14 protein-coding genes and 2 pseudogenes are annotated in these 25,135 nt (G+C 39.9%); 5 read left to right on the top strand and 11 right to left on the bottom strand.

Going from position 1 to position 25,135, the window contains the following annotated elements:
* Positions 1 to 5: 5 nt before the first annotated feature.
* The 4 genes and pseudogenes from KZC02_RS19385 to KZC02_RS19370 all read right to left on the bottom strand — a co-directional run bounded on the left by KZC02_RS19385 (position 6) and on the right by KZC02_RS19370 (position 8,735).
* Positions 6 to 3,722: a T9SS type A sorting domain-containing protein gene (locus KZC02_RS19385; protein ID WP_221390204.1), complete on the bottom strand. Its 3,717-nt coding sequence runs from the start codon at positions 3,720 to 3,722 to the stop codon at positions 6 to 8.
* A gap of 602 nt (positions 3,723 to 4,324) precedes the next feature.
* On the bottom strand, positions 4,325 to 4,975 hold the full coding sequence (locus KZC02_RS19380) for an outer membrane lipoprotein carrier protein LolA (protein ID WP_221390203.1): 651 nt from the start codon (positions 4,973 to 4,975) through the stop codon (positions 4,325 to 4,327).
* 136 nt (positions 4,976 to 5,111) lie between these two features.
* A pseudogene (locus KZC02_RS19375) lies at positions 5,112 to 7,651 on the bottom strand (DNA translocase FtsK 4TM domain-containing protein).
* A gap of 49 nt (positions 7,652 to 7,700) precedes the next feature.
* On the bottom strand, positions 7,701 to 8,735 hold the full coding sequence (locus KZC02_RS19370; protein WP_221390202.1) for a quinone-dependent dihydroorotate dehydrogenase: 1,035 nt from the start codon (positions 8,733 to 8,735) through the stop codon (positions 7,701 to 7,703).
* A gap of 207 nt (positions 8,736 to 8,942) precedes the next feature.
* Between KZC02_RS19370 and KZC02_RS19365 the strand changes: the two genes are divergently transcribed.
* Positions 8,943 to 9,395 (top strand): hypothetical protein, encoded by a 453-nt coding sequence (locus KZC02_RS19365; RefSeq protein WP_221390201.1) that lies wholly within the window; start codon positions 8,943 to 8,945, stop codon positions 9,393 to 9,395.
* Between the two features lie 18 nt (positions 9,396 to 9,413).
* Here the strand turns inward: KZC02_RS19365 and KZC02_RS19360 are convergent, their stop codons facing one another.
* The 4 genes from KZC02_RS19360 to KZC02_RS19345 form a co-directional block, all read right to left on the bottom strand.
* On the bottom strand, positions 9,414 to 9,611 hold the full coding sequence (locus tag KZC02_RS19360; RefSeq protein WP_221390200.1) for a hypothetical protein: 198 nt from the start codon (positions 9,609 to 9,611) through the stop codon (positions 9,414 to 9,416).
* 10 nt (positions 9,612 to 9,621) lie between these two features.
* Positions 9,622 to 10,104, bottom strand: a complete 483-nt coding sequence (locus KZC02_RS19355) for a hypothetical protein (protein ID WP_221390199.1) — start codon at positions 10,102 to 10,104, stop codon at positions 9,622 to 9,624.
* Complete coding sequence (locus tag KZC02_RS19350; RefSeq protein ID WP_221390198.1) at positions 10,095 to 10,256, bottom strand: hypothetical protein; 162 nt, start codon at positions 10,254 to 10,256, stop codon at positions 10,095 to 10,097. Before KZC02_RS19350 ends, KZC02_RS19355 begins: the two co-directional genes overlap by 10 nt.
* A gap of 134 nt (positions 10,257 to 10,390) precedes the next feature.
* A complete protein-coding gene (locus KZC02_RS19345) occupies positions 10,391 to 12,025 on the bottom strand; it encodes a beta-N-acetylhexosaminidase (RefSeq protein ID WP_221390197.1) in 1,635 nt (544 codons plus the stop codon).
* Positions 12,026 to 12,458: 433 nt separating this feature from the next.
* Here KZC02_RS19345 and KZC02_RS19340 point away from each other — a divergent pair, with 433 nt between their 5' ends.
* The 3 genes from KZC02_RS19340 (at position 12,459) to KZC02_RS19330 (ending at position 20,688) form a co-directional block, all read left to right on the top strand.
* Positions 12,459 to 13,172 carry a hypothetical protein gene (locus KZC02_RS19340; RefSeq protein WP_221390196.1) on the top strand — a complete coding sequence of 238 codons (714 nt, stop codon included), beginning with the start codon at positions 12,459 to 12,461 and terminating at the stop codon, positions 13,170 to 13,172.
* 141 nt (positions 13,173 to 13,313) lie between these two features.
* Positions 13,314 to 18,275, top strand: coding sequence for a translocation/assembly module TamB (locus KZC02_RS19335; protein WP_221390195.1), 4,962 nt, complete (start codon positions 13,314 to 13,316; stop codon positions 18,273 to 18,275).
* Positions 18,265 to 20,688 carry a BamA/TamA family outer membrane protein gene (locus KZC02_RS19330; RefSeq protein WP_221390194.1) on the top strand — a complete coding sequence of 808 codons (2,424 nt, stop codon included), beginning with the start codon at positions 18,265 to 18,267 and terminating at the stop codon, positions 20,686 to 20,688. Before KZC02_RS19335 ends, KZC02_RS19330 begins: the two co-directional genes overlap by 11 nt.
* 23 nt (positions 20,689 to 20,711) lie before the next feature.
* Here the strand turns inward: KZC02_RS19330 and mce are convergent.
* Positions 20,712 to 21,118, bottom strand: a pseudogene (gene mce, locus KZC02_RS19325) (methylmalonyl-CoA epimerase).
* 65 nt (positions 21,119 to 21,183) lie between these two features.
* Positions 21,184 to 22,119 carry a ribosome small subunit-dependent GTPase A gene (gene rsgA / locus KZC02_RS19320; protein WP_221390193.1) on the bottom strand — a complete coding sequence of 312 codons (936 nt, stop codon included), beginning with the start codon at positions 22,117 to 22,119 and terminating at the stop codon, positions 21,184 to 21,186.
* Positions 22,120 to 22,479: 360 nt separating this feature from the next.
* On the opposite strand from rsgA, the gene KZC02_RS19315 reads away from it, so the two are divergent.
* Positions 22,480 to 23,703, top strand: a complete 1,224-nt coding sequence (locus KZC02_RS19315) for an ROK family transcriptional regulator (protein WP_221390192.1) — start codon at positions 22,480 to 22,482, stop codon at positions 23,701 to 23,703.
* A gap of 54 nt (positions 23,704 to 23,757) precedes the next feature.
* Here the strand turns inward: KZC02_RS19315 and KZC02_RS19310 are convergent, their stop codons facing one another.
* Positions 23,758 to 24,990, bottom strand: a complete 1,233-nt coding sequence (locus KZC02_RS19310; protein WP_221390191.1) for a 3-deoxy-D-manno-octulosonic acid transferase — start codon at positions 24,988 to 24,990, stop codon at positions 23,758 to 23,760.
* Between the last annotated feature and the right edge of the window lie 145 nt (positions 24,991 to 25,135).

Raw genomic sequence — 25,135 nt, 5'->3', positions numbered from 1 at the left:
AATAATTATTGTTTTACAACCCTGTGCGTGCTCAAGCTTCCGTCCGTATACGTGATCTGCACCATATAAAGTCCGGCTGCAAATCCACTTGTATTGATTTCCGAAGTTGCGGTAGATTCGAGAACGAGCTTTCCATTTGTATCGAATATTTTAATCGCACTGACTTTATCCAGATTATCAGTCAACAGGTTGAGCCGTTCCCCAATCGTGATCGGATTTGGATATAGCACGACTTCACCATTCTGATCAAAGACAACACTTCTAATTCGGCTGTAAGCAAAGGTTCCGTCTTTACGGTCCCGCTCCGGCGTACCGGTCGCACGGTCGATCATTTTTAAACGGTATAGGTTCTCGCCGGACTGTGGTTTTGTATCAGTAAAAGTATAGTTTTGCAGTTCGCTGCTTTCACCTCTTGCAGCAACAACACCCAAACTAATCCATTGCTTTGCATCATTGCTCCTCTGGATTTCGAAGCTTTCACTATTGGTTTCCGCAGTGGTTGACCAGGAAAGCTCAACCACTTTTTCTCTTTTGACGGCTTCAAACTCTGCCAAGGTAACTGGCAGAGGATTGTCGCTTTCAGCAATCAAAACCAAACCCGAAGCGCCAATGCTCCCAGACGGTGCAAGAAGAGTACATGGGGTCAATTGCCCGGCATAGTTGTAGCAGTAGGAAGCACGTGCTTTGGAATCGGATATGTTTTTGACTGTTATTAATCTGCTAAATGCGTCATAGTCATACCCAATTGCTTTGGCGTTTGGATCGGTAATGCTTGAAACCCCAACAGCAGGAAGATGATCAAAAACAGTGGTTTGTGCCTGGGATGCGCCATTTGCCAAAATACGTTTATTCAATAAATCAACCTTACCAGTTCCAGTGCCAAAGTATTCCAGTTTCGTCGTCAATCCATTTTTTTCTTTATATGTCGATACATTTCCTCTACCATCGTAGGTAAACTCGATGTCCGTAGTTGTTGGACCAGATGCACCTAGCTTTGTCTCGACCTTTTGCGGTAAATAGGGGTTGCTGGTATTGAATGTGACAGTCTGTAATTTAATGGCCGCCGGTGCTGCTTCCGTTCCGGTGTATTGAAATACTTCATAGGGTGTAGCGATGATATTGGCCAAAGTCATGGCCGAATATGGTGCTACCGTTAAATTCGGCGGATACTTATACCATGTCTTGATCGTACGGCTCCGGCTGTCATTTTGTGCACTAATGTAAAGCTGCCCGTTCGGCCAATAGGTGTAAGTCCTGGAATTGACCGCTGAGGCAGCATTATCCTGGTCATAAGAATAATTATTTTCCTGAGTGATTAAAAATTTCCTGCAGTCATTCAGATAAGCCGTGCCTTCGTAGGCTACATTAGATGTATTGCACAATATAGTAACGGATGTTTTCACCGAACGCGCAGAGTAATCATTTAATGCGCCGACAAGGTCATAAATAAGTGTTGTTTTAGAAGCAGCGTTACCGTTTTGAAAGTAATTTTCTCTTGCCAGTAATTTTCCACGCTGAAAAGCCTTACTGTTATAGGGCTGATAGGGTGTAACACTGAGTTGCAAAAAGCCATTTGGTACATCATCACGGTATCCATTATCAAAATTTGAAAACTTGTGTACGACCCAACCTTGAGTAGATGAACGTTCGATAACCTGAGAATAGCCAATATGGGAGCCCATTGTATTTTCAGAAACAGGCAAAACGGACTGCGTAGAAAAAATCTCCTCTTCTACTGTAATACCCGCATTGCTAGGCAGCGGCTTATAATCAGGCCAGTAATACTGTGCCTTTCCTCCCAGAATCCCGCTTGACAAATTTGTAGCAGTTGTATCCGGTGCGGCCGGGTTAAATGCAGACTGATAATAATATCTCTTTGACACAACTGGTGCAACCAATGCGCCAGCTGCATCCTTTACATTATCATAGGTGTGAATTTCCTTAATCCTGAGCCCTCCGGCTCTCCGGTTTGCAGCGTAGGGATCTTCCCCGTCCCACCTTTTTAGCATAACCTCTTTGGAATAGGTGTGGGGTTCAAAAACGAACCTGGTGACTCCTCCTGTCGGAAATTGTATGGAAGCGATAATCCCTAATTTTAGATACCGGACGTCCGTTGCCGGACTGCGAAACGTCGTTCCATAACTGGCGTAAGCGTTAAAGTCAGTCAGTGTATTAATGATCAATCCGTTATTAAATCCCCAGTGGTCGGTATGTGACTTACTGTATCCGGGCAGCGAAAGACCGGTACCATTAAAATAAGTGAATTGATATGGCGGAATTACAGATGTTCCCGACTTCTCCTGAATTTTGTCCAGCATCAACCGGCTTGTTGGATCGTTTATGTAACTCAGTGCAAATTCCTTAATAGTGGCGCCGTTGCCATTTTGAATTTCTATTTTGTCGAGTTTCCGCCATTTCAATTTTGCAAGCAGCGATGTCAGTGTCGGGCTGCCACAACTGCCAGGATAGGAAGCAAAGACCGGATAATAGCAATCGTACAGAAATGTGAGGAAGTCCAGTTTGGAATATCCATCCAAAATCATTTTATCCACATAGGTTGTAAAAATATCCTCTGAGTACTTCAGTTCGTTGCTGACCGTTGACGTGTATTTGATCCTGAAGTTGTCGGCTGCTATTTCTTTCAGGTAAATAGGAGAAATTAATTTTCCATTGTAAGCCCCAAATGCACCAATAGTAGACGACCAGTCCGCACAGCCAAACCATGAACCACCGTTAACCCTCGCAGTTTTGTTGTATACTGAAAAATACATTTGTGCTACGAAGTCGCCTCTTTCATAGGTAAAATTGATCGCAGACTGGCCCGTTGCCGGAGTTATTGATTTTAAGTACCAGGCGTTACAAATCCATGAACTTTTACCCTGATTGAAGAAATCAATACTATATTCCATAAATGCCATGTCACTGCCACCAAATACATACCGGGTACCGAATTCATCTATAATTACAAAGCCTTCCAGATGTTCCATATAATGAAACGAAGTAAGATTAGTACTCCATGGGTTGCCTCCTTTGATTTGTGAAGGAGGTGTAAAAGGAGTATAAAGGTGGGTGTTTTGAGTAGTGATCCATTCCAGTTTAACAGGTCGGTCGCACTGAATTTTCCATTTGCGATCACTGCCATAGTAAAATTTGCCGGATAGTCCTGGAATGGAAAAACTATATTCATCGGGTTCAGTATCAACGAGGATAGTTCCACTTGTACTACCCGAGGCAATTGATACAGTCGTTGCTGTTTTTATGATCGTGTCCCGCAACGCCCAATTCGCCCCATTGTTAAGGCCAGATCCGGAGAAAAGGTAACCTAATTCTCCCAATGAACTATTCGGACGGTTAAATTCATCCGGACCGTCTTTAACAGTTCGTGTGATCGAGTAAACATTTGAAAGATTGAAATTAAGACCCGTCCAACCCGCATGCATATCTGGCCTGACTCCGGAAGCATCATAATTCAGTGAAACCGGAACGGTGATATTTCCGCTGGTAACTGTATGAAGATCGACATTGATTTCCGGTTTGCCGGTGTAAAGTGAAACAGGTATTTCGCCATAAGAACCCAAACTAGCCGCAATTGGGCTTTGAATCGTTTGTGGTGCTTTTGGAATGTTCTCCTGGAATTGCTGCGAATTCACCAGGTTAATAGTAGTCGTATCCTCAGGAAAAGGTTTGTGGGTTTCATCTTGCGCAAGTACAGGGATATTCAATAAAACAAAAAGGCAAATAAGGCTAAGTAGTTCTTCTCATTAGTGTTGGATTGATGTATTTGTAGTGTTTTTGCGGATACCTAATATTCGCAGATCTCCGTATAGCCAGAGGTTATTAAAATGGGTAAAATGATTTTTTAAAAAGAACAATTTTTGTCGTCGACTTTGAAAGCCGGCGAAAGTGAAGTTTAACAAATGGCGTTGAGAGAAAGTACTAAATTCCTGTCAGATTACAGGATGGTTATTTTTGTATTTAAAGGCATTAAAATTCTGAAATGAATCTGTTAAGAAGCTGCTTCAGGTTTCATAAATTTAGATGTACGGAATTAAAATATTCACTGCAAAAATACGGACTTATACCTGCACAAAACTATAGTAAGCGTACATTAAAAAAATTATACAAGTTAATAGGTTGTATTTCAACGCATCCATTAATTCACAAACCTAAAATCATTTGTATTTAGATTTTCAGATTATTTTTACTTTACATTTAATAGAAAAAAATCGGATAATTGCAGGCTTTAACAGACTTGCAATTACCCGATTTTCCGTAGTTAAAAGTGGCGGATCGCCTCGCACTATAACTAATTTCTCAGCAATATCTAACGCAGATCCACTACTTCTACACCCGGGTACTGCTTAGCGTTAAAGGTGAAAAAGTTATCGGCAACTGCAACATCCGGCTGAAACTGATCTACTTTATAAGTTACTTTATCACCATTTTTCTGGAAAATTTTCCAGTTGCTGATAGATTTATCATTCTTGTTAACCTGGATCTGCACTTTGCTAACCTGGCTGTTCTTAGTCGTCGGTGTTAATTCAACTACATCAAAAACCTGGCTTCCTTCTTTTTTCTCTTCCAGGAAAGCATATTTAAATCCTTTCTTATAAGCGGAATAAATTTTGGTCGGGTCAAGATCGCCGGTTGCGGTCGGATCAAAATCCTGCAAATTAACTTCGTTGGTTTCTTTGATATAAGTCGCCATTAATTTACCATCGTTGTAAATTTCCTGTCCGGCCATTTTGAGACGGAATTTTGTACCTTTTGCAGTAACGTCTCCTTTAAGCGGTTTGCCGCCGTCGGGCGTGTAAGTGAACAATGCTTTGAAAGATTTGATTTTCTGGTATTTGCTGCTCATAGCATCCAGAATTGCAGTTGATTTTTTATCACCTTGTGCCTGAGCAGTATTTGAAACAGTAAATGAAAGAGCTGTGAAAACAAGAAAACTTAACGCAATTTTTATTTTTTTCATAATATTTTAGATAATTGGCTTTTAGTGGGTTAAATGAATAAATCACTCTGATTAATAACACTACAAAATTTAGACCAACCGGATATGTGATGGTTTAACGTTGAAAAATTATTAGATATTGTAAAAATGAGAAGGCTTAACTAATGCCCATAATGCGCAGATGTTCTTCCAAACCATTCAAATCATGAAACATCACATCCCTGGCTTTACTTCCGGTAAATGGCCCTACAACACCGATTGATTCCAACTGATCCATAATTCGTCCGGCGCGGTTATAACCCAGTTTCATTTTTCGCTGGATGAGTGAAGTACTGCCTTGCTGGTGTGTGATAATAAGCCGGGCAGCTTCCGGTAACAAGTGGTCAAAATCATCCGTATTTACTTCACTACGGCCTTCCGCCGCATCTTCTCCTTCATACTCAGGAAGCAGATAAGCATCATCGTAGCCCCTTTGCGAGCCAATGAAATCACAGACATCTTCAATTTCTTTGGTATCAATGAAAGGACATTGCAAACGGATCACTTCCGAGTTGATCGCCAGAAGCATATCTCCCTGCCCTACCAATTGCTCAGCTCCACCCATATCCAGAATGGTACGTGAGTCAATACTGGATGTTACCCGGAAGGACAAACGCGCCGGAAAGTTGGCTTTGATCAAACCCGTAATAACTTTTACCGACGGGCGCTGCGTAGCTACAACAAGGTGAATTCCAACGGCGCGAGCAAGCTGGGCCAAACGGGCAATTGGTGTTTCAACTTCTTTCCCGGCCGTCATCATCAAATCCGCGAGCTCATCAATTACCAAAACAATGTATGGTAAAAACCGGTGGCCTTTTTCGGGGCTCAACCGTCTCTGTGCAAACTTGGAGTTATATTCTTTCAGATTTCTTACCGAAGCTTCTTTGAGCAGATCATAACGAGAATCCATCTCGATACACAAAGAATTCAGTGTAAAAATCACCTTTTTAGTATCAGTTATAATCGCTTCACCGGCATTAGGCAATTTGGCCAAAAAGTGTCTTTCCAGTTTATTAAACAAGGTAAGCTCTACTTTCTTAGGATCGACCAGTACAAATTTGAGCTCAGCAGGATGCTTTTTATAAATTAGTGACGCCAGAATTACGTTCAATCCTACTGACTTACCTTGTCCCGTTGCACCAGCCATAAGTAAATGGGGCATTTTGGCAAGATCGGCAATATGGATTTCATTAGATATTGTTTTCCCCAATATGACGGGAAGGTCAAAAGTTGACTTCTGAAAACGCTCATTGGCCAGTACAGAGCGGATAAATACGGTTTCCCTGTTTTTATTCGGAACCTCAATTCCTATTGTTCCGCGTCCCGGCATTGGAGCAATAATCCGAATCCCCAAAGCAGCAAGACTTAGCGCAATATCACCTTCCAGGTTTTTGATCTTGGAAATACGCACGCCGGCTTCGGGAATAATTTCATACAATGTTACTGTTGGCCCGATAGTCGCTTTTATCTTGGAAATGTTGATACCATAACTTCCGAGCGTTTCAACAATCTTTGTTTTATTACTTTCCAGTTCTTCATGGGAAACTTTTTCATGGGTATTGTCAACCACATTATTCATCAGGTCAACGCCAGGGAACTGATAAGAAGGCAAATCAAGCATAGGGTCATACTGCCCGAACTCGCGCAGAATAGATGCGTTCACACTTTCATCCTCTTCGACGTATTCCTCCATTTTGGCAGGAATCACTTCTTCCACTTCCAGTGTCAATTCTGCTGGTACAGATGGTGGTGACGGAACAACGGGATGAATAACAGGCGGGGAGATAATCTCCATTACCGGCTCCGGCTTTCCAGGCAACTTTATAATTTCTTCTTCTTCAAGATCTTCTTCAGTCTCATCAATCGTAATTTCTTCGTCATACGATCCATTCATAACCGACAAATAATCACTTTCCACAGGTGCTGTTTTTTCCTGTACCTGCTGTCCGTTACTCGTGCCAAAATCCATTGTTTCTGCTTCCGTTGCCATAGATGCGGCTCTACGTTCTGCATTTCTAATCTGCCAGTTATCGTATGCATCTTTTACATCGTAGAAGTAAACTGAGAATACAAACAGAATAAAAAATATCGGCAAAATACTGCCCCATTTGAGCCAGTCAAACAAAAAGACATTGACCATGTATCCCAGTCCACCCGAAATAAAGCTCAGATTATTTTCCGTACTGCTCATTAAAACAATGTAACCCATTAGGATACTACCCCACAAAAGGAAGAAAATAACTTCCTTGGTTGTTCTGGTAAGCGGCAGCAATTCTTTTTGAATGCAATTTTCCAACCGGCTAAAAAGGAAATAATCGGAATCAGGATCGCACTGATCCCAAACCAGCGATATACAAAAATGTGTGAGATCGTAGCTCCGAGCACACCCAGGGAATTTCGTGTTTGTCTTCCCGCATCCCGAATGGATTCATGGCCTAAACCGTCTACAATACTCTGATCGGCAAGACCGGTAAGAATGTAGGATAAAAAAGAAATCTCCATGACAATGCCAAGGACAATGAAAAACATCCCCCACGCCAGGGTTCCTTTCGGACTGGAAAATATGCTTTCCCAATCCATTGAAAAACGGAAGCGGGATCCTGCTGTTTGTTCAGTTGTTTTATTTTGTGTATTTGTCCGGGGTTTGTTGACTGACATCTATTGCAATGATCGAAATGTATGAAGTTGTAAACATAAAAATAAGGAATTATGCTTTGGATAATAATGCCTTACAAATTCTACTGGCAAGTCCCGGACCTTCATAGATAAATCCGGTATACAATTGTACCAAACTTGCTCCTGCATTCCGTTTGTCCAAAGCGTCCTGAGGAGAAATTATACCTCCCACACCAATAACCGGAAAAGCATTTCCGGATTTCTCGCAAATGTAACGAATAACTTCCGTCGCACGATGTGTAAGTGGCGCTCCGCTTAATCCTCCTGCCCCAATTTTTTTAATTTCTTCTTCCGATACCCTCAGTCCTTCGCGGCTAATCGTAGTATTTGTTGCTATAACGCCTGCAATTTCAGTCTCTTTTACAATATCAATAATATCGTCAAGCTGGCTTAAAGTCAGATCCGGTGCTATTTTCAAAAAGATAGGCTTGGGTGTAAATTTTTCCAGATTTCTTTTTTGCAGCTCTCGCAACAACGCTGTAAGCGGTTCTTTTTCCTGCAAATCCCGCAAACCCGGGGTATTGGGTGAACTGACATTGACCACAAAATAATCAACGACATCAAACAGTTCCCTGAAACAGATCAGGTAATCACTCAATGCCTGATCGTTGGGTGTATCCTTATTTTTACCAATATTCCCTCCTACCAGTATTTTAGATTTTCTCTGCCGCAATTTTGCTGCTGCAACGGCGGCACCTTTATTGTTAAAACCCATACGGTTTATCAAACCCCTATCCGCCTTTAAACGAAACAGGCGAGGTTTATCATTACCAGGCTGCGGCTTAGGCGTTACCGTTCCAATTTCTATAAAACCAAATCCCATTGCTTCCAGCTGGTCAACCATTTCAGCATTTTTGTCAAAACCTGCCGCCAGCCCAACCGGATTACGGAACCGCAGTCCAGCTACCTCCTGCACCAGATCAGGATGCTCAAATGTGTACATAGAACGGAACAGGGCCGGAACAAAAGGAATTTTAAAAGCAATATGCAGAACCTCACAAACAAAGTAATGCACCTGCTCTGCATCAAAAAGGAAAAGTATCCGGGAAATAAGAAGTTTATACATCCTGCAAAAATAGGAGGTTTGGAGGGAAGGGATGGGTTTGGGAGGGATTTTTATTTTCCGGGAAGTACTTGATTCAAATAAGGAGGGTGAATAAAATGTTTCAATGCTAAAATCACTCTTTTAAATTCCTGATAAAAATTGATAATTTTATCCCCAAACTAGTTTTAATATATTTTCTAAACTTACCCTCCAGAATCAATAATTAGAATGAAATATTTACAAGTTCTAACACTTTTTGTTTTAATAGGATGTTCTGTGGCTAAGATTTCAGAGTTTCCAAAATCAGCTGCAGAAATTGATTTTGATAATTTATCCAAAATAAATGAAGAATCATCTCCTTTCTGGACAAGTAAAACTAGTAGTGAATATTATCTGGAATTACCCAAGACAACCGATTCATTACTTTACAAAGCTATTCTTGGGTCATTTGCTTCCAACGGATATCAAAAAAACTACTTGAATTTGGCAAACCGTTTCTTCCTCGCTGAAAGGGGAATAAGAGCGAATGAATGGAGTACTTTGACTTGTGTTTACTATAAGTTCAATTATAATAACACTCAAATTTATGTAAAGAGCCAGATTACCCAAGATATTACAGGGGGCTGGCGAGAAAACCGAGCTAAAAAGGTAGCTGAAAGAATCGAAAAATTCTTTCGCTAATAAATTTTGTTTTTTAACTCACATAACCTCTTTAATTACAATTTCCCGTTTGGCGTTTGGATCTTTTTTAATCCCCATAATTTCTTTAAACTTCCGTTGCTCTTCGAAGAACTTTACATATCGCTCTTCCGGCGTATCTTTTAAACCTAGCCTAAGTGATTCAAGATATGGGCCATTCATATCTTCGTAAAATGTGATTTTTCGCTTCTTTTCCATTAAATTCTAATCAATTATCTTCTGAGCTTTTAAAATTTTTAATCAATTCGTCTATCATTAATACATCATTTAAATCTTTGGGACGCCGAGCTAATATTTTGCTTTCCCTTAAATCATTAATGTGAAAAAAGAATATTTTAAATCCGACAGCTGAAATAAATTCTCTGGCTCTTGCTCTGCATATCTCATATTCCATTCGAAAATGAATTCTGGTCAAAATATCAATTGGCCCTTCCAAACGGACTATCTGGGCTTCTGTAAAATCCAATTCTCTAATATATTGAATATCATCCGATTCGTATCCTAATGCAAGGAGTGTATTAATCAGATTATCTTTATTATTATTTGTTGGCTGAATCCATACGTCAGCGTCGCTGGTATATCTTTGTATTCCATGCATCGCTAACGCCAATCCACCAATTAGTAGATATTCGAGATCATTTTTACCAGCAGCTTCAACAAACTTTAAAAATTCATTATCCTCTATATCCATTCCGGCTTTGAAAAAACGATCCGCTTTTTAGTATTTTTATTTTTCGTTTCATTGGGAAACAGCTGCTTATGATTCCTTTGCATTATCCAGAAAGCATCCCAGCGTTCTTCCAGAGACATTGCAAGATTTTCTCTCAATTTATCTTCCTCCAATGCTTCAAAAGTTTGGAATATTTTAATTCTTTTTTCTTTTCCATAGTTGTTTCCTTAATCAAGTACAACATGTAAATATAACAAAAAAGGCGTCCCACACATGGAACGCCTTTCTTTAATTGGTTTTAGGAAAACTACTTTTTTGTAGGCCAAACATATTCAAATTTATCATTGATCGGAGCGCCATAATAATTCACTCCCAGATAATCCAGGCGTTTTTTATGCACTTCCAGCCTTTTCCTGAAGTCGTCGAAATTCTTGTTTTCTTTGGTCGTCCAGCCAACTTCTGCTACTGCAACGCCTCTTGGAAACACCATGTATTCCAGATATTGCGGCGTCAAAATGTATTCTGTCCAGATATTTCCCTGAACGCCCAAAATATGTTTGCCTTGTTCGGGTGTAAGTACATCAGGCGTTGGATCGAAAGAATACGTTTTTTCAATAGTAACAAGTCCTCCAATAGCCAGAGGAACTTTCTGTGTTTTCGGATCAATCTGATAGTAGTCAAAATAGTTGTGGGTTGTTGGCGTCATAACCACATCATGATTCTCCTTTGCAGCCGTAACTCCACCATCTATACCGCGCCAGCTCATGACCGTTGCATTCGGTGAAAGTCCGCCTTCCAGAATTTCATCCCAGCCAATCATCCGGCGGCCTTTTGCGGTAATAAATTTATCAATGCGTTTCACCACATAACTCTGCAATCCATGTGCATCTTTCAGGTTCTCTTTTTTGATCAGATCCTGCGCAAAACGGCTTTCTTCCCATTGTGTTTTAGGGCATTCGTCGCCACCAATGTGGATATATTTACTGGGAAACAGTTCAATTACTTCGGAAAGCACATTTTCCAGAAATTGTAAAGTTTCTTCCCGAGGCATGAATACTTCATCATAAACACCCCAGCGCGTTCCCACTTTATAAATCCTGTCCGGATTGTTTCCTAATTGCGGATATGCTGCCAAAGCTGCAAGTGCATGGCCGGGCAATTCAATTTCAGGAATTACATTTACAAACCTGTCTTCTGCATATTTGATTACTTCCTTAATCTGTTCCTGAGTATAAAAACCACCATAAGGCGTTTTGTCGTATTTCTCTTCTGTGTAATGTCCCTTCATCGTTTCAGCACGTTTTGAGCCGATACTGGTCAGTTCAGGATATTTTTTAATCTCAATGCGCCAACCCTGATCATCTGTCAAATGCCAGTGAAACTGATTCTGTTTGTGTAAGGCAATCAGGTCAATATACTTTTTAACAGCTTCAACAGGCATAAAATGACGGCATACATCCAGCATTAATCCGCGGTAGCCGTAACGCGGAACGTCCTTGATCGTTACATATGGAACCACCCATTTGATATCTGCAACTGCTTTATCGCTAAATACCGCGGCTGGCAAAAGCTGCAATAACGATTGCATACCATAAAATGCGCCTCTAGCTGTTTGTGACTGGATCGTAATCCCTTTTGGCGTTACCAGCAAACGGTATCCTTCCTCACCCAGACTGGCATCTCCTGAAACAACAAAGGAAATATCACCCTTGCCTTTCACGGTTTTCAATGTCATTCCTGTCGCTTTACTCAATTGAGAACTAAGCATATCAGCCACGTGCGTCCATTTTTCATCAGCAGGTGCACCTATTTTTGCTTTGCTGTTTAGTGTCCATTCTCCTTTGGCCAGTAAAACCTGTGTCGGCTTGGGAATAATACTCACCTGGGACCAGGCAGTACAAAACCATAAGGAACATAAAATTGTGAAAAGAATCCGCTTCATAATTCTGGTAGAAAACTTATTAAAAATATTTAAAAACTACGCAAGATAATGTGTTCGCCATTTAAAAGATTAACAATTTTACTTTTTCTATTTTTCTCATTACCGAATTTACGCTTACAAATATCCCCAATGAGGAAATTTGCAACAGGTAAATCTTTCAATGCGTATTAAAAGCAGAACCTATTGTATAGGTAAATAAGATGATATTGTATTTTTTGATGATTTCCCCTGACCGTTAATTTTTTCCAAACTCTTCATCTCAAAAGGACTATTGGAATAATTTTTGCTAGGAGGTAATTAAAATTATAAAATTAATATTGACCCTAAGTCTTTAAACCTTGTACACTAATAAGAATCTAAAAATTACAAAAGCATAACTTACCGTTAAGTTCTTTGTATTATTATTGTACAAATCAAATAAAAACCAATTGACATGAAAAAGATCCTGAGTATTACCATCGCCTTAATGGCAATCCACATGCTTACTTTTGCCCAGAAATTACCGGCCGATTCTATATTTTCAAATTATTATAAAGCAACCGGCGGAGCAGCGCTTTGGAACGGAATAAAATCATACAATCTGGCGCGTAGTTATGCCGCAGCTTCTGCTGCTCCTTATACTTCAAGTATCGCTGTATCAGTTCCTGACCAGTCTATATACAAGTCCAAGACTATCATGAAACGGAGTTTTGTATACACTGTAAAAGGCAGCGAAGGCTGGATCAAAGTTCCGATTGGCAATAAAATGGATGTAAAAGACCTGAGCCAGGCAGAACAGACTAATATGAAGTACGAAATTTATGACAATCTGGCGCCGTTTATTGATTATAAAAAACGTGGCTTTATTGCAACCACAGTTGGAACTGAAACATTAAACGGAGTTCAGGTTAATCAGGTTGAATTACAAGGAACAGGCATAAAATATAATCTTTATTTTGATGCTAAATCCGGATTACTTGTACGCCAGAAATCAACATTGGCGGGTGTAGAAACAACAACTGATTTATCTAATTATACCAAATCAGCTTACGGGATTCTTCTTCCTTCTAAACTGGTAGAAGTAAACAGCGTGGATAAAAAACCGGTTACAATTACATCAACCGCAACTATTAACCCAACTGTAAGCCCAGAATTATTTAAGCGGTAATTCTTGGCAAATAATTGTAATGACACTGAATCCTGGATAGTTAGCCGTTTTTGAAACGTAATTATCCAGGTTTTTTAACAGCTAAAAGTGAAACATAATTGTATGTCTGTTAGCATACAAACAGGAATTTAACCGGAAGGAATGAAAAAAGCACTAAAAGTATTAGCAATAATTATCCTCACAATATTGATATTGGTAGGCGTTCTGATATGGGGTATTCAAACACCCGTTGGTCAAAATTTTCTGACTGACCAGGCTAATTCATACTTACGGAAAAAGCTAAAGACAAAGGTTAATATCGAAAAAGTGCGCTTTGATGTTCCTGACTGGATTTTATTGGAAGGCGTATTTTTTGCCGATCAAAAGGGTGATACGCTCATTTCAGGAAAACGATTGTATATAGACATGGATATGTACAGCCTGATCAAAGGAAATGTGGGGATCAATAAAATTGAACTGGAAGGAATTACGGCTAATATTTACCGGACTTTGCCGGATACAACTTTCAATTTCCAGTTTATCGTTGATGCATTTGTAAGCCCGACTGATCCTGCCGCTCCGGTAGATACCACAGCATCAACTACGGAAATGCGGCTTGATAACATTTACATGAAAACAGTCCGGCTTTCTTACCGTGATGCAGTAATTGGAACCGACGCTGATGCAAACATTGATTCTGCTTCTGTACATTTCGATAAATTCAATCCGTCCAAATCACAATATCATCCTACCAAAGTTTCACTGATTAACAGCGGTGCAAAATTGCGGATGTATACAGCTTTAGACACTAATACACCTACCCCGGAATCTGATCCTGCCGATTCGCTTGACCTTAAATTAGGTGATATTGACATCCGCCAGTTTAACTGGGAATTTACTGATGAAATTTCAGGCTTGAAAAATGGCGTTACAGTTGGTAAACTCGAAGGGAAGATCAATAAGATTTTCATGAAAAGCCAGCAGGTAGATATCCAGAATGTCAAACTGGAAAATATGGCGGCTTATGCAGAATTTGCAAAAAGGGCTAAGCCGGAAGTAATCAAAGATTCTATCGATAGTAAAACAACAATTCCCGGAGAAGCAACGACATCAGCTGAACCCGGATGGAATGTCAAAGTCAATGCAATTACGCTCGTTAATAATAGTCTACGTTATGACGATTTCAATTCAGCTGCTATTCCAAAAGGTTTAGACTTTGCACATTTGAATGTTAAGGACCTTAATATTGATCTTCAGGAATTTATTTTTTCACCCGAAAATATCGCCGGTGCACTTAAATCGGGTTCTTTCAATGAAAAAAGCGGATTCAAATTACAGGAGCTGCGTACCAATTTTGCTTACGGGAATCAGGAAACTTATCTGAAAAATCTGTTTGTAAAAACACCAAATACGACCCTGCGCGACGAACTTGTACTTCGTTATGACAATCTGGATCAGCTTACAAATGATATTGCTAAAGTAAAGATAAGATTAAACCTAAAAGACAGTCGTGTTGCATTTGCTGATTTACTGCTCCTTGCGCCTGATCTGGCCACAACGCCGCCTTTCAATAAGGAACCAAACGGAATGCTGAAAGCTACCGGCCTGATTACAGGATCAGTAGATGATATGCTTATATCAAAAGCTAATCTCAGTATACTAAGCGGCACTGTAGTGAAACTCAACGGTCGTGTAAAGGGTTTGCCAAATGCTGATAAGTTGTCACTGGATATGACGATCAATGAAGTGTCGTCCACCAGGCAGGACTTGCTCAAAATGCTTCCTGACAGCGCAGTTCCGGCATCCATAGAAATACCGGAAAATGTAAAAATTTCCGGAAAAGTAAAAGGTTCAATGGCCAACCTTACTTTAAACACGACTATTAATACTTCGTTTGGAACCGGAACATTTGCGGGAAATCTTCAAAACATTACTGACAGCCTTAAAGCGAAATACAACGGAACACTCAGTTTTCAGGATTTCGATCTGGGAAAAATGATGAAGCAGCCTCCGGCGACATTAGGCAAATTAACATTGAATACTGAATTTAACGGTGTTGGTTATGCTCCAAAAACGATGGTTGCCAGTCTTAACGGAACGGTGCAAAGCGTGGATATCAAGGGTTACATTTACAATAATCTGACGCTGTCGGGGAATGTAAATAATGGCCTGGCTGATGTATCGGCCAAAATGAATGACCGGAATATCAAAGTAAGTATTGATGGACAGGCAGATCTTTCCAAAGAATATCCAACTGTAAAGGGAGACATCAACATTGGCCATCTGGATCTGACAGCACTGAATCTTTACACAGACTCTTTACAGGTACAGGGAGATATGAAAGTAGATTTTTCTTCTACAAATCCTGAAAACCCGCTGGGGACAGTTAATATCAATGATCTTGTATTAACACATCACCGCCGTCCATATTCTTTTTCCAATATTAATGTACAATTAACCGATTCGAGTAACCAGCGTCAGGCAAAAATCGAAGCTCCTTTTCTGAAAGCTAAAATGGAAGGCGATTTTGTTTATACTGAAATTGCCGATGCGGTATTTACCGAAATCGGCAAAAATTTCAAATCTCCTGATCTGACTTACACCGAGATTACCAAGCCGGTTAATTTTACCTTAGATGCTACAATAACCAACGACCCGGTATTTAAAGTTTTTGCCCCGCAGCTGACAAAAATGGATCCGATCCGGTTTCAAGCCAAAGTGGATAACCAGCAGGATTCTTCAATTGTAGCAAAACTGAGCATTCCTGTTGTTGAATATGACAGTATCCGTACTGAAAGAGTATTTGTTAATTTCAGTAATGTTGAGAAAAACGCCGCACTGGATGCAAGTGTAGGTTATGTCAATACCGGAAGTTTCAGAATGCAGAATGCTTCATTAAACAGCACAATTGTTAATAATGATGTCAAATTTGATTTTACAGTAAAAGATTCAGTAAATGTTGACCAGCATTCTGTAAAAGGTGATTTATTGGTGGCTGACAATAAATATCGCTTAAATCTGCGTGATGCTCTTCTATTGAATTACCGGAACTGGGAAACCGACACATCAGGATATATTCAATATGGTACTGACAGCACTTTGCTTGTACACAATTTTGTAATAAAAGACGGAGATCAGTCGCTAACGGTTAACTCTACTGCTCCTGAGCCTAACAGCCCGCTTGATATTCAGATTGACAATGTGTCTATCGGCCCAATGATTGCCATAGCTACACGCGATTCAACGCTGGCAACCGGTATACTAAAAGGAAAAATCTTGTTAAGCAATTACATGGTTTCTCCTGAATTTACAGGCGACCTGAGTATTGACAGTCTTGCAGTAACCAAAATCCCGGTTGGGAACCTGGCCTTGAAAGCGACCAACGAAACAGAGAATTTGATAAAAGTAGACGCATCGTTGGTAAGTGCCAGTAATGATATCCAAATGAGTGGCGGTTACAATACCAAGGACGCTGATAATGCTCTGGACTTTACGCTGGATCTGAAAAAATTTGGTGCATCGACTATTGAAGCATTTAGCTTCGGTCAATTGCAACGCGCAACCGGAAATCTTTCAGGTTCAACTAAAATCACAGGATCAACAACAAGCCCTAGACTCAATGGTGGTGTTAATTTTGACGATGTAGCATTTAACGTTACACAGCTTGGAGCACGGTATTCTCTTGCTAACCAAAAGATACAATTTAACGGACAGGATATAAACTTCAAAAATTTCATCATTGCAGATTCATTGAATCAGCAAATGAAAATTGATGGAAATGTAAATATTGCCACCCTGCCCGATGTTGCTTATAACCTGACGATTGGTGCTAAAAACTTTACAGTTCTTAATTCTACACAAAAACAAAATGAGCTGTTTTATGGAAAAGCAGCCATTGACGCAAATCTGACCGTAAAAGGAAAAGGAAGCCAGTCTGTTGTGGACGGAGATATTACGGTTGATTCGGGTAGTAACATTACAGTTTCAATGCCTAGTAATGCTACTGAAGCCGGTGACGCTTCGAAAGGGATTATTGAATTTGTGGATATGAGCGATCCAAATCAGGTCGCAAAAGTTGATTCTTTGGCCGATCCTAATGTAGTGGTTGATTTTGCTTCACAAATATCACTCGATATTGCCGTAGATGACAAGTCGGAATTTAAGGTTGTGATTGATCCGCTGAACGGAGATAATATCCGGATAAAAGGAAATGCACAGCTGAATACAGGAATTGCTCCCAATGGACAATTGTATCTGATTGGAGCTTATGATTTAACCGAAGGCTCATACGATCTGACATTACAGATCCTGAAACGCCAGTTCGAAATACTCAAAGGAAGTACGCTGATCTGGACCGGCGACCCTATGAAAGCGGATTTGAATATTACTGCTGCCTATCCGGTGATGGTTGATCCGGGTTCTATTGATCCGAAATATAAAGGTGACAGAAAAATTCCTATCGAAGTACAGATCGTCATTACAGGAAACCTATTGACACCTAATATTAACTTCCAGATTACACCGGGACAGGACGTTTCAGAGCAGGTTGTCCAGGATATAGAAGCACAGACTTTCTGGCAGGAAATGAAAAGTAATGTTTCAGAAAGAAATAAGCAGGCGTTCGCTTTGCTGATTACAGGCAAATTTATTACCGATCAGTCATCTTCCGGCTTTAATCTTAACTCCAGTGCCGAAGCCATTGCACGGCAAAGTGTGAGTCAGTTGTTGAGCGATCAGCTGAATAACCTGGCATCGGATCTGGTGAAAGGGGTTAATTTAAATGTAAATCTTAACTCTACTGCCGATCAGTCAACCGGAGCTCGTACAGACCTGAATGTGGGCTTGAGTAAAGCATTCCTGAGCGACAGATTAAAAATATCGGTAGGTAAAAACTTTGAGCTTGAAAGCCAAAGCAATACACCAAGTTCAACACAGGTTCTGGATAACGTTGCGCTTGATTATTCTATCAGTAAAGACGGCAGGTATTTATTCAGGGGATACAGAAAAAATCAATATCAGTCTATATTGGAAGGTTTTATTATAGAAACCGGGGTTAGTTTTATTGTTACTGCGGATTATGATTTGTTCCGTGAAATTTTTCAAAAGCAAAAGAATGAAAAGTAGTATACTCAGCATATTCGTAATTTGTGTTATTGTCGCACTGAGCAGCTGTTCGGTAAATAAATACGTACCCCAGGGCCAGAGCCTTTACGTTGGAAGCAGCGTAAAAGTGGTTCCTGATACGGCATCAAAACCAAAAGTAAAGGGCCTGGATGCAGAACTGGAAGTAATCATAAAACCAGCACCAAATAAAACACTGTTGGGTTTTCCATGGAAAGTGTGGTTTTATTACTGGATTGGTGAGCCAAAAGATGAAGGCGGGCTTCGCAGCTGGTTCAGGAATAAATTAGGTGAGCCTCCTATTTTTGCATCACAGCGTGTTACGGACATTAATGCGGCCAATATGGTTTCCTACATGGATAATGAAGGTTATTACCGTTCATCTGCAAAAGGGGTTTTAAAAATCAGTAAAAAAAGAACTGCCAAAGCTGAATATACAGCTTATGTAATGCCACGGTACGTAATCAATGAAATCCACTACGTCGTACCTGATAGTTCCGTTTTTAATAAGGATTTGGTATTAGCAAAAAAGGGCACATTTTTTAGAAAAGGTGATCCGATAAGGCTGGACGTAGTAGCATCAGAACGTAACCGGATTGATAGTGAGTTAAAAGGCAAAGGCTACTACTTTTTTAATCCGGATTATTTGTATGTAAAAGTTGATTCTACCATCGGACGGGCAGATTCGACAATGAAGCCTCAGCAGGTAAATTTATATCTGGAAGTAAAACCGCAGACTGTTCAAACTGCTTTGAAGCAATATTTTATCAACGGAGTTTATGTAAACACAGGCACGGTTGTAAGCGAGGATACAAATTCAGTAAGAGGGCCGGTAAGAAGGGGGCTGAATATTAAAGATCCGGGAAATTTGTATAAACGACGGATTTTTTATGATGCGATCGGTTTCCGTAAAGGCAATATGTACACCAATACCATTCATAATGCTTCATTGGCACGACTTGTCAATTTTCAGAACTTCCGGTTTGTGAAAAATCGTTTTGATCTGGTTCCGCGCTCTGACTCTGCATTACTGGATGTATATTATGACCTGGCCCCGTTGAAGAAAAAATCAATTCAGACAATATTGAGTGCCAGTACAAAATCCAATAACCTGGGAGGTTCCCAGTTAGAGGTTACCTGGAAAAACAGGAATTTTTTCAGAGGTGCAGAAATATTGACCGTTAAGGCTTATGTAGGTTTTGACGTGCAGCTGGGAGGTAATAAAGTGGATAACCCGAATAGAGTTGGAAATGAATATTACCGGTATGGAGCCAGTGCGGACCTTGCTTTTCCAAGGTTTGTTGTACCATTTCATCGAATCCGTCCTGAGAAAAGTGAGGTTTTACCTAAGACTGTTTTGTCTTTAAACTACGAAAACAGGGTTCAAAAAGGTTTCTATACAACGACTTCTCTTCGTGGTGACTGGTCCTATGTATGGAGAAAAAATTCACAAATTGAACATACCCTTACTCCAATTTCTGTAAACTTCATACAGCCGACCAACGTAAATAATGAACGTCTGACTGAGATTATCTTTAATCCCAATACCAATGCGTTGGATGCTCTAAGATATAGTAACATTCTTGAAAATAAATATTTCATATTAGGATCAAATTACACCATATCATACAGGCCCAACCCAAAACCGTTCAGTAAAAATCAATACATATTTATCGGAGGAGTTGATTATGGTGGAAATTTATTAAGCCTGTTAACCAAGAAAAATAAGGTAGACAGCTTAAACAAAGAATTTTTTGGTATACCTATTTTCCAATATGCCAAAGTAGATGCGGAAATAAGATATTACAGAACGCTCAGTCCTAAAATAAAGTGGGCAAACCGGTTTATCGGAGGTTTAGTACTTCCTTATGGAAACTCTAAAAACACTATAGTCCCACAATTCAAACAATATTTTGCTGGTGGAAGTACGGGTATACGTGCATTCCGGGCACGTTCTTTAGGCCCGGGCTCGTATGTAACAGATTCATCGTCTGTTTCTCAGTTTGGTTATCAGTCCTTCGGCGATATAAGGCTTGAAGCCAACTCTGAATTAAGAGTGAAATTAACTAACATTATTAATGTTGCTGCTTTTGTAGACGCAGGAAATATATGGTCTGTACCCGACAGTGCCAGATCTAGCTATGATAAAAATGCATTAATAAGTAAAGATTTTATTAAGCAGGTTGCTGTAGGTGGTGGAATTGGTCTGCGTCTGGATTTCTCTTTTCTTATTTTCCGGCTCGATATTGCAACTCCTTTCCGTAAGCCTTCTTATCTGCAGACACTGGATCCAAATGCTTCCGAAGGCGTGGTGAAATACAAAAATCCGTGGGTATTTAATGAATTTGCATTTGGCAACAAAACATGGAGAAAGCAGAACCTGATCCTCAATATTGCGGTTGGGTTACCGTTTTAAAATTGTTGAAATAAATAATTTTGTCAGCTCTTTATTTCCTGACATAATTCAATCAATATTCCACTGGTACTTTTTGGATGAAGGAAACATACCAACTTATTGTCGGCTCCTGGTTTAGGTGTTTCGCTTAAGAGTATAAATCCTTCATCTTTTAATCTCCTCATTTCAGAAATTATATCATCGACTTCAAATGCCATATGGTGGAAGCCTTCTCCTTTTTTTCAATAAATTTTGCAATGACGCTGTTTGGATCAGTTGCTTCCAGTAGCTCTATCTTTGTTTGATTGATCTTAAAAAACGAAGTATTAACAGATTCGGAATGAATTGTTTCTCTTTTGTAAGGCAGGATATTGAATAGTTTTGAGTAGAGTTCTTCGGCTGAATTAAGATCTTTTACAGCAATTCCGATGTGTTCTACGTTTGTGAGCATGCTTTTGGCCGTTTTGGTTTGGTGGGTATGTCGTTCAGCCCGGCTCTGCCGTTCAGACCGTGTCATTATTTCCTGTTATCCCCTCCTCCTACCATACTCAGGTAACTTTCATAGCGGCTGATAGAAATCTCACCCGCATTAATACCGTCTTTCACGGCACAGCCAGGTTCATTAATATGCTGGCAATTATTAAACCTGCATTGATTTAACAACTTTCTCATTTCCGGGAAATAATGACTTATTTCCTCCGGTTTCATATCAGCCAATCCCAATTCCTTTATACCCGGAGAGTCAATAATGAAAGTATCTTTTCCCAGCTCAAACATTTCGGCAAAAGTAGTCGTATGAACACCTTTGTTTGCAAAACTGGAAACTTCCTGGGTTTTAATGGTGAGGCCGGGAGCAATGGAATTTACCAGAGTGGACTTACCAACACCGGAATGGCCGGAAAGCAGGGAAACTTTCCCTTTCAGTAATTCTTCAAAAACCTGCAGCCCTTCCTGCTCCAGAGCCGTAATAGCCAGGCACTGATATCCTATATCTTCATACATTTCCATCAGTTCATCCTGAAATTCTTTCATGGCATCATTCAGCAGATCCTGCTTATTAAAAACAATGATCCCGGGAATCCGGAAAGATTCGATCGCTACCAGAAAGCGATCCATAAAACCTAAAGAAGTACGAGGAAATACCAGTGTTGCAATCAGTATAGCCTGATCAACATTTGCAGCCAGAAGATGTGCATGTGCCGTTTTATGGACAGAGCTACGGATCACATAATTTGTCCTTGGCACTATTTCGTGAATAATCCCAAAGTTTTCCGTCTCGTTCTCAATTTCAAAACGCACATAATCACCCACAGCGAGCGGGTTGGTTACTTTTAAACCCAGATTCTTGAATTTACCTTTTAGTCTGCATTGCCAAATGTGCCCATCACGAACATCCCTCACTTCATACCAGGAACCTGTGGAACGCAGAACCAGGCCTTTTTCTAATACCATTCTCTATTTCAATCAATATTTATGCAATAAACGAATATAACAGAAGTTTATCAGCAGGTTGCTGCAATCATATTTAACGCTTGAACTATCCAGGCAGATTAAGTAGTTTTCGGCCAAGGCTGTTTTTCACAAAGGTATAGAAACCGGTATTTACGAGAAACCAACTATACACCGCCATAACTCTTAAACCCAATTTAAGATATCACTTATATTTTTTTACTCATTGTCGAATTTTAAACCGAAATTTACCGGAAAACAAGTTTTTAGTTAATAAAGTCTTTTTGAAACTTTTTTTATACATTTAACTAATTATTAATAAATATTAATAAATAAGTTATTAATTGTATTGCCTACCCCCATATGAACTTAGTTGCTGAGGAGCCAAATTCTGTTATAGATATAAAAAAAAACCGGGTCAGAAGTAACCTGTTGCTCCACTTATATCAATCCGGAGATACGTCAATAAATAAAATGGCGCGTATGTTCCATGCGAGTATACCGTCTGCTACTGGTATTGTAAACGAGCTGATACGTGAAGGATGGATCACCGAATCGGGCACAGGTCCGGCCAGAGCTGGAAGGCCACCTGTATTGTACGGACTTAACCCCAAGAAATACTTAACGCTGATCATGGATATTAACCGCCATGACACACAACTGGTCATTTTTGATTTGCATAACCAGCTTGTTGTAAAGCGTAAAATCAATATCCGGCTCGACGATTCTTCTTCTTTCCTTAACGAATTATTTACAGCCACCAGTGAGTTTCTGGAATCGGGTAACATTGACTATAGCAGCCTTTGGGGTATCGGTGTCACCATGCCGGGACTGATCAATTCTTCGCAGGGCACTAACCTTACCTATCTCAACCTCACTACGGACGGCATGCCGCTGGTAGCTCATTTGCGTAAGCATTTCAAATTACCGGTCTATCTGTTTAACGATACCAAAGCAACCACAATAGGAGAACACCGCTTTGGGTATGCCAAGGAAAAATCTCATGTCCTGACTATTAATATTGACTGGGGCGTAGGATTGGGAATTATCATTAATGGAGAATTATTTAACGGAGCTTCCGGCTTTGCAGGTGAATTAGGGCATATTCAGGTTAAACCTGACGGTATATTATGCCATTGTGGGAAAATCGGCTGCCTGGATACGATCACTTCTGCGATGGCATTAATTCGCCAGGCAAAAGATGAGATTTTAAGCGGAAGAGCAACTATCCTGTCACAAATTGTAAACAATGACCTGGATTTGTTAGATACATCACATATTATTGAAGCAGTACACGCAGGTGATGAATTTTCAATAGATCTGTTAAGCAATGTAGGAATTGAATTGGGAAAAGGACTTGCAACGGCTGTCCATCTTTTCAATCCCGAAGTCATTATAGTTGGAGGACTTTTAGCGGAAGCAGGTCCGTTTATCTCCAATCCGATTGAGCAGGCAATTAATAAATACTGCCTGTCAGATTTTAAAAATTCATTATCAATTCATGTTTCAAAACTGGGAGCCAGTGCCCGGTTATTAGGTACTCAGGCATATCTGTTTGAAAATTTGATTGTTAAGGAATTCCCTTGAAATATAAATGGACAGATAACTGAAATCAAAAGGAAAATCATCTATTGGTTTCGGTTATCTGTCTAATAATTTTTCCGTTTCCTGCATAATTTTATCCGTGGCACCTTTTCTGGAAACCACATAATTCCTGCTAATATCACCGATAGCCATGCGTATTTCTGGATTGTGATTCCAGTTACTTAACAGTTGCGTAATTTCATTTGAATCCGCTACTGCAACTGCCCCGCCTTCCAGAATTAAATCTTTGGCTTCCTGGAACTTATGATATCCTTTGTTACCAAAAATAACTGGCAGTCCAAATGTAGCCGCTTCCAGTATATTGTGCAGACCTGAACCAAATGATCCACCGATATAAGCCACAGTGCCATAACGATAAAGTGAAGAAAGCATACCAATGTTATCTATGATCAAACAATTGTAAGGCTGATTGTCAGTATTTTTCTTGTATTCAGAATAGAGAACAGATGAACCGGATATCTTTTTCCGCCATGTTGCAATTTCTTCCGGTTTAATTTCATGTGGAGCAATAATGACTTTCAGGGGTTCTTTCAATGCATTAAGAGCTGGAATGAGTACCTGCATGTCCGCCTCCCACACCGAACCTGCAACCAGACAAGGTTTTCCTTCCAGAAACCGGGCGATCAGTGGAAGGTCTATTACATTATCTGCAATTGTGCTAACCCGGTCGAAGCGGGAATCACCCGCAAGTGAGCAATTATTGATGCCAATCTGGTGCATTAAATCCAGGGATTCTTGATTCTGAACCAGAATGTGATCAAAATAAGTAAGCAATTTTCGGTAAAATCCACCGTAAGATTTAAAAAAAGCTTGTCCCGGCCGAAAAATCGTTGAAAAGGAAAGTATGTATGCGTTATTTTCTCTGAGCTCCCGGAGGTAGTTAAACCAGAATTCATATTTGATAAAGAATACGATCTGAGGCTTAACCAGCTGAACAAACCTCATCGCATTTTTTTTCGTATCAATTGGAAGATAACAAATATGATCTGCCCCGCCATAATTTTTCCTGATCTCATAACCGGATGGTGAAAAAAACGTAAGAAGAATAAAATGATCCGGATATCTGATCCTGAATTTTTCCATGACCGGCCTTCCCTGTTCAAATTCACCAAGGGAGGCTGCATGAAACCAAGCTACCTGGCGTCCGTTAACCAAAGCTGGCAAGGATAACTCCAGCTTTTTCAGCAACTCTTTTCTACCTTCAATACCCTGCTTAATTTTGGGGCTAAACCAGGCTCCTGCATACATAGCTGCCTGAAAAACAGCCATAAATATTTGATACAAAAATTCGCTCAATACGTAAATTGTTTGATAACTTTATATACAAAATGATTCAATTTTCAAATCGTTCCATACGTTAAAAAATATATGTACTTGTAAATGAATGATTGAAACAATGTGTATTTATATTTTC

Origin of the sequence: Dyadobacter sp. NIV53, assembly GCF_019711195.1 — a bacterium.
Lineage (GTDB): Bacteria > Bacteroidota > Bacteroidia > Cytophagales > Spirosomataceae > Dyadobacter.
Note: the sequence above shows the minus strand (reverse complement) of the source record. Positions and strands in the feature narration are given on the sequence as shown.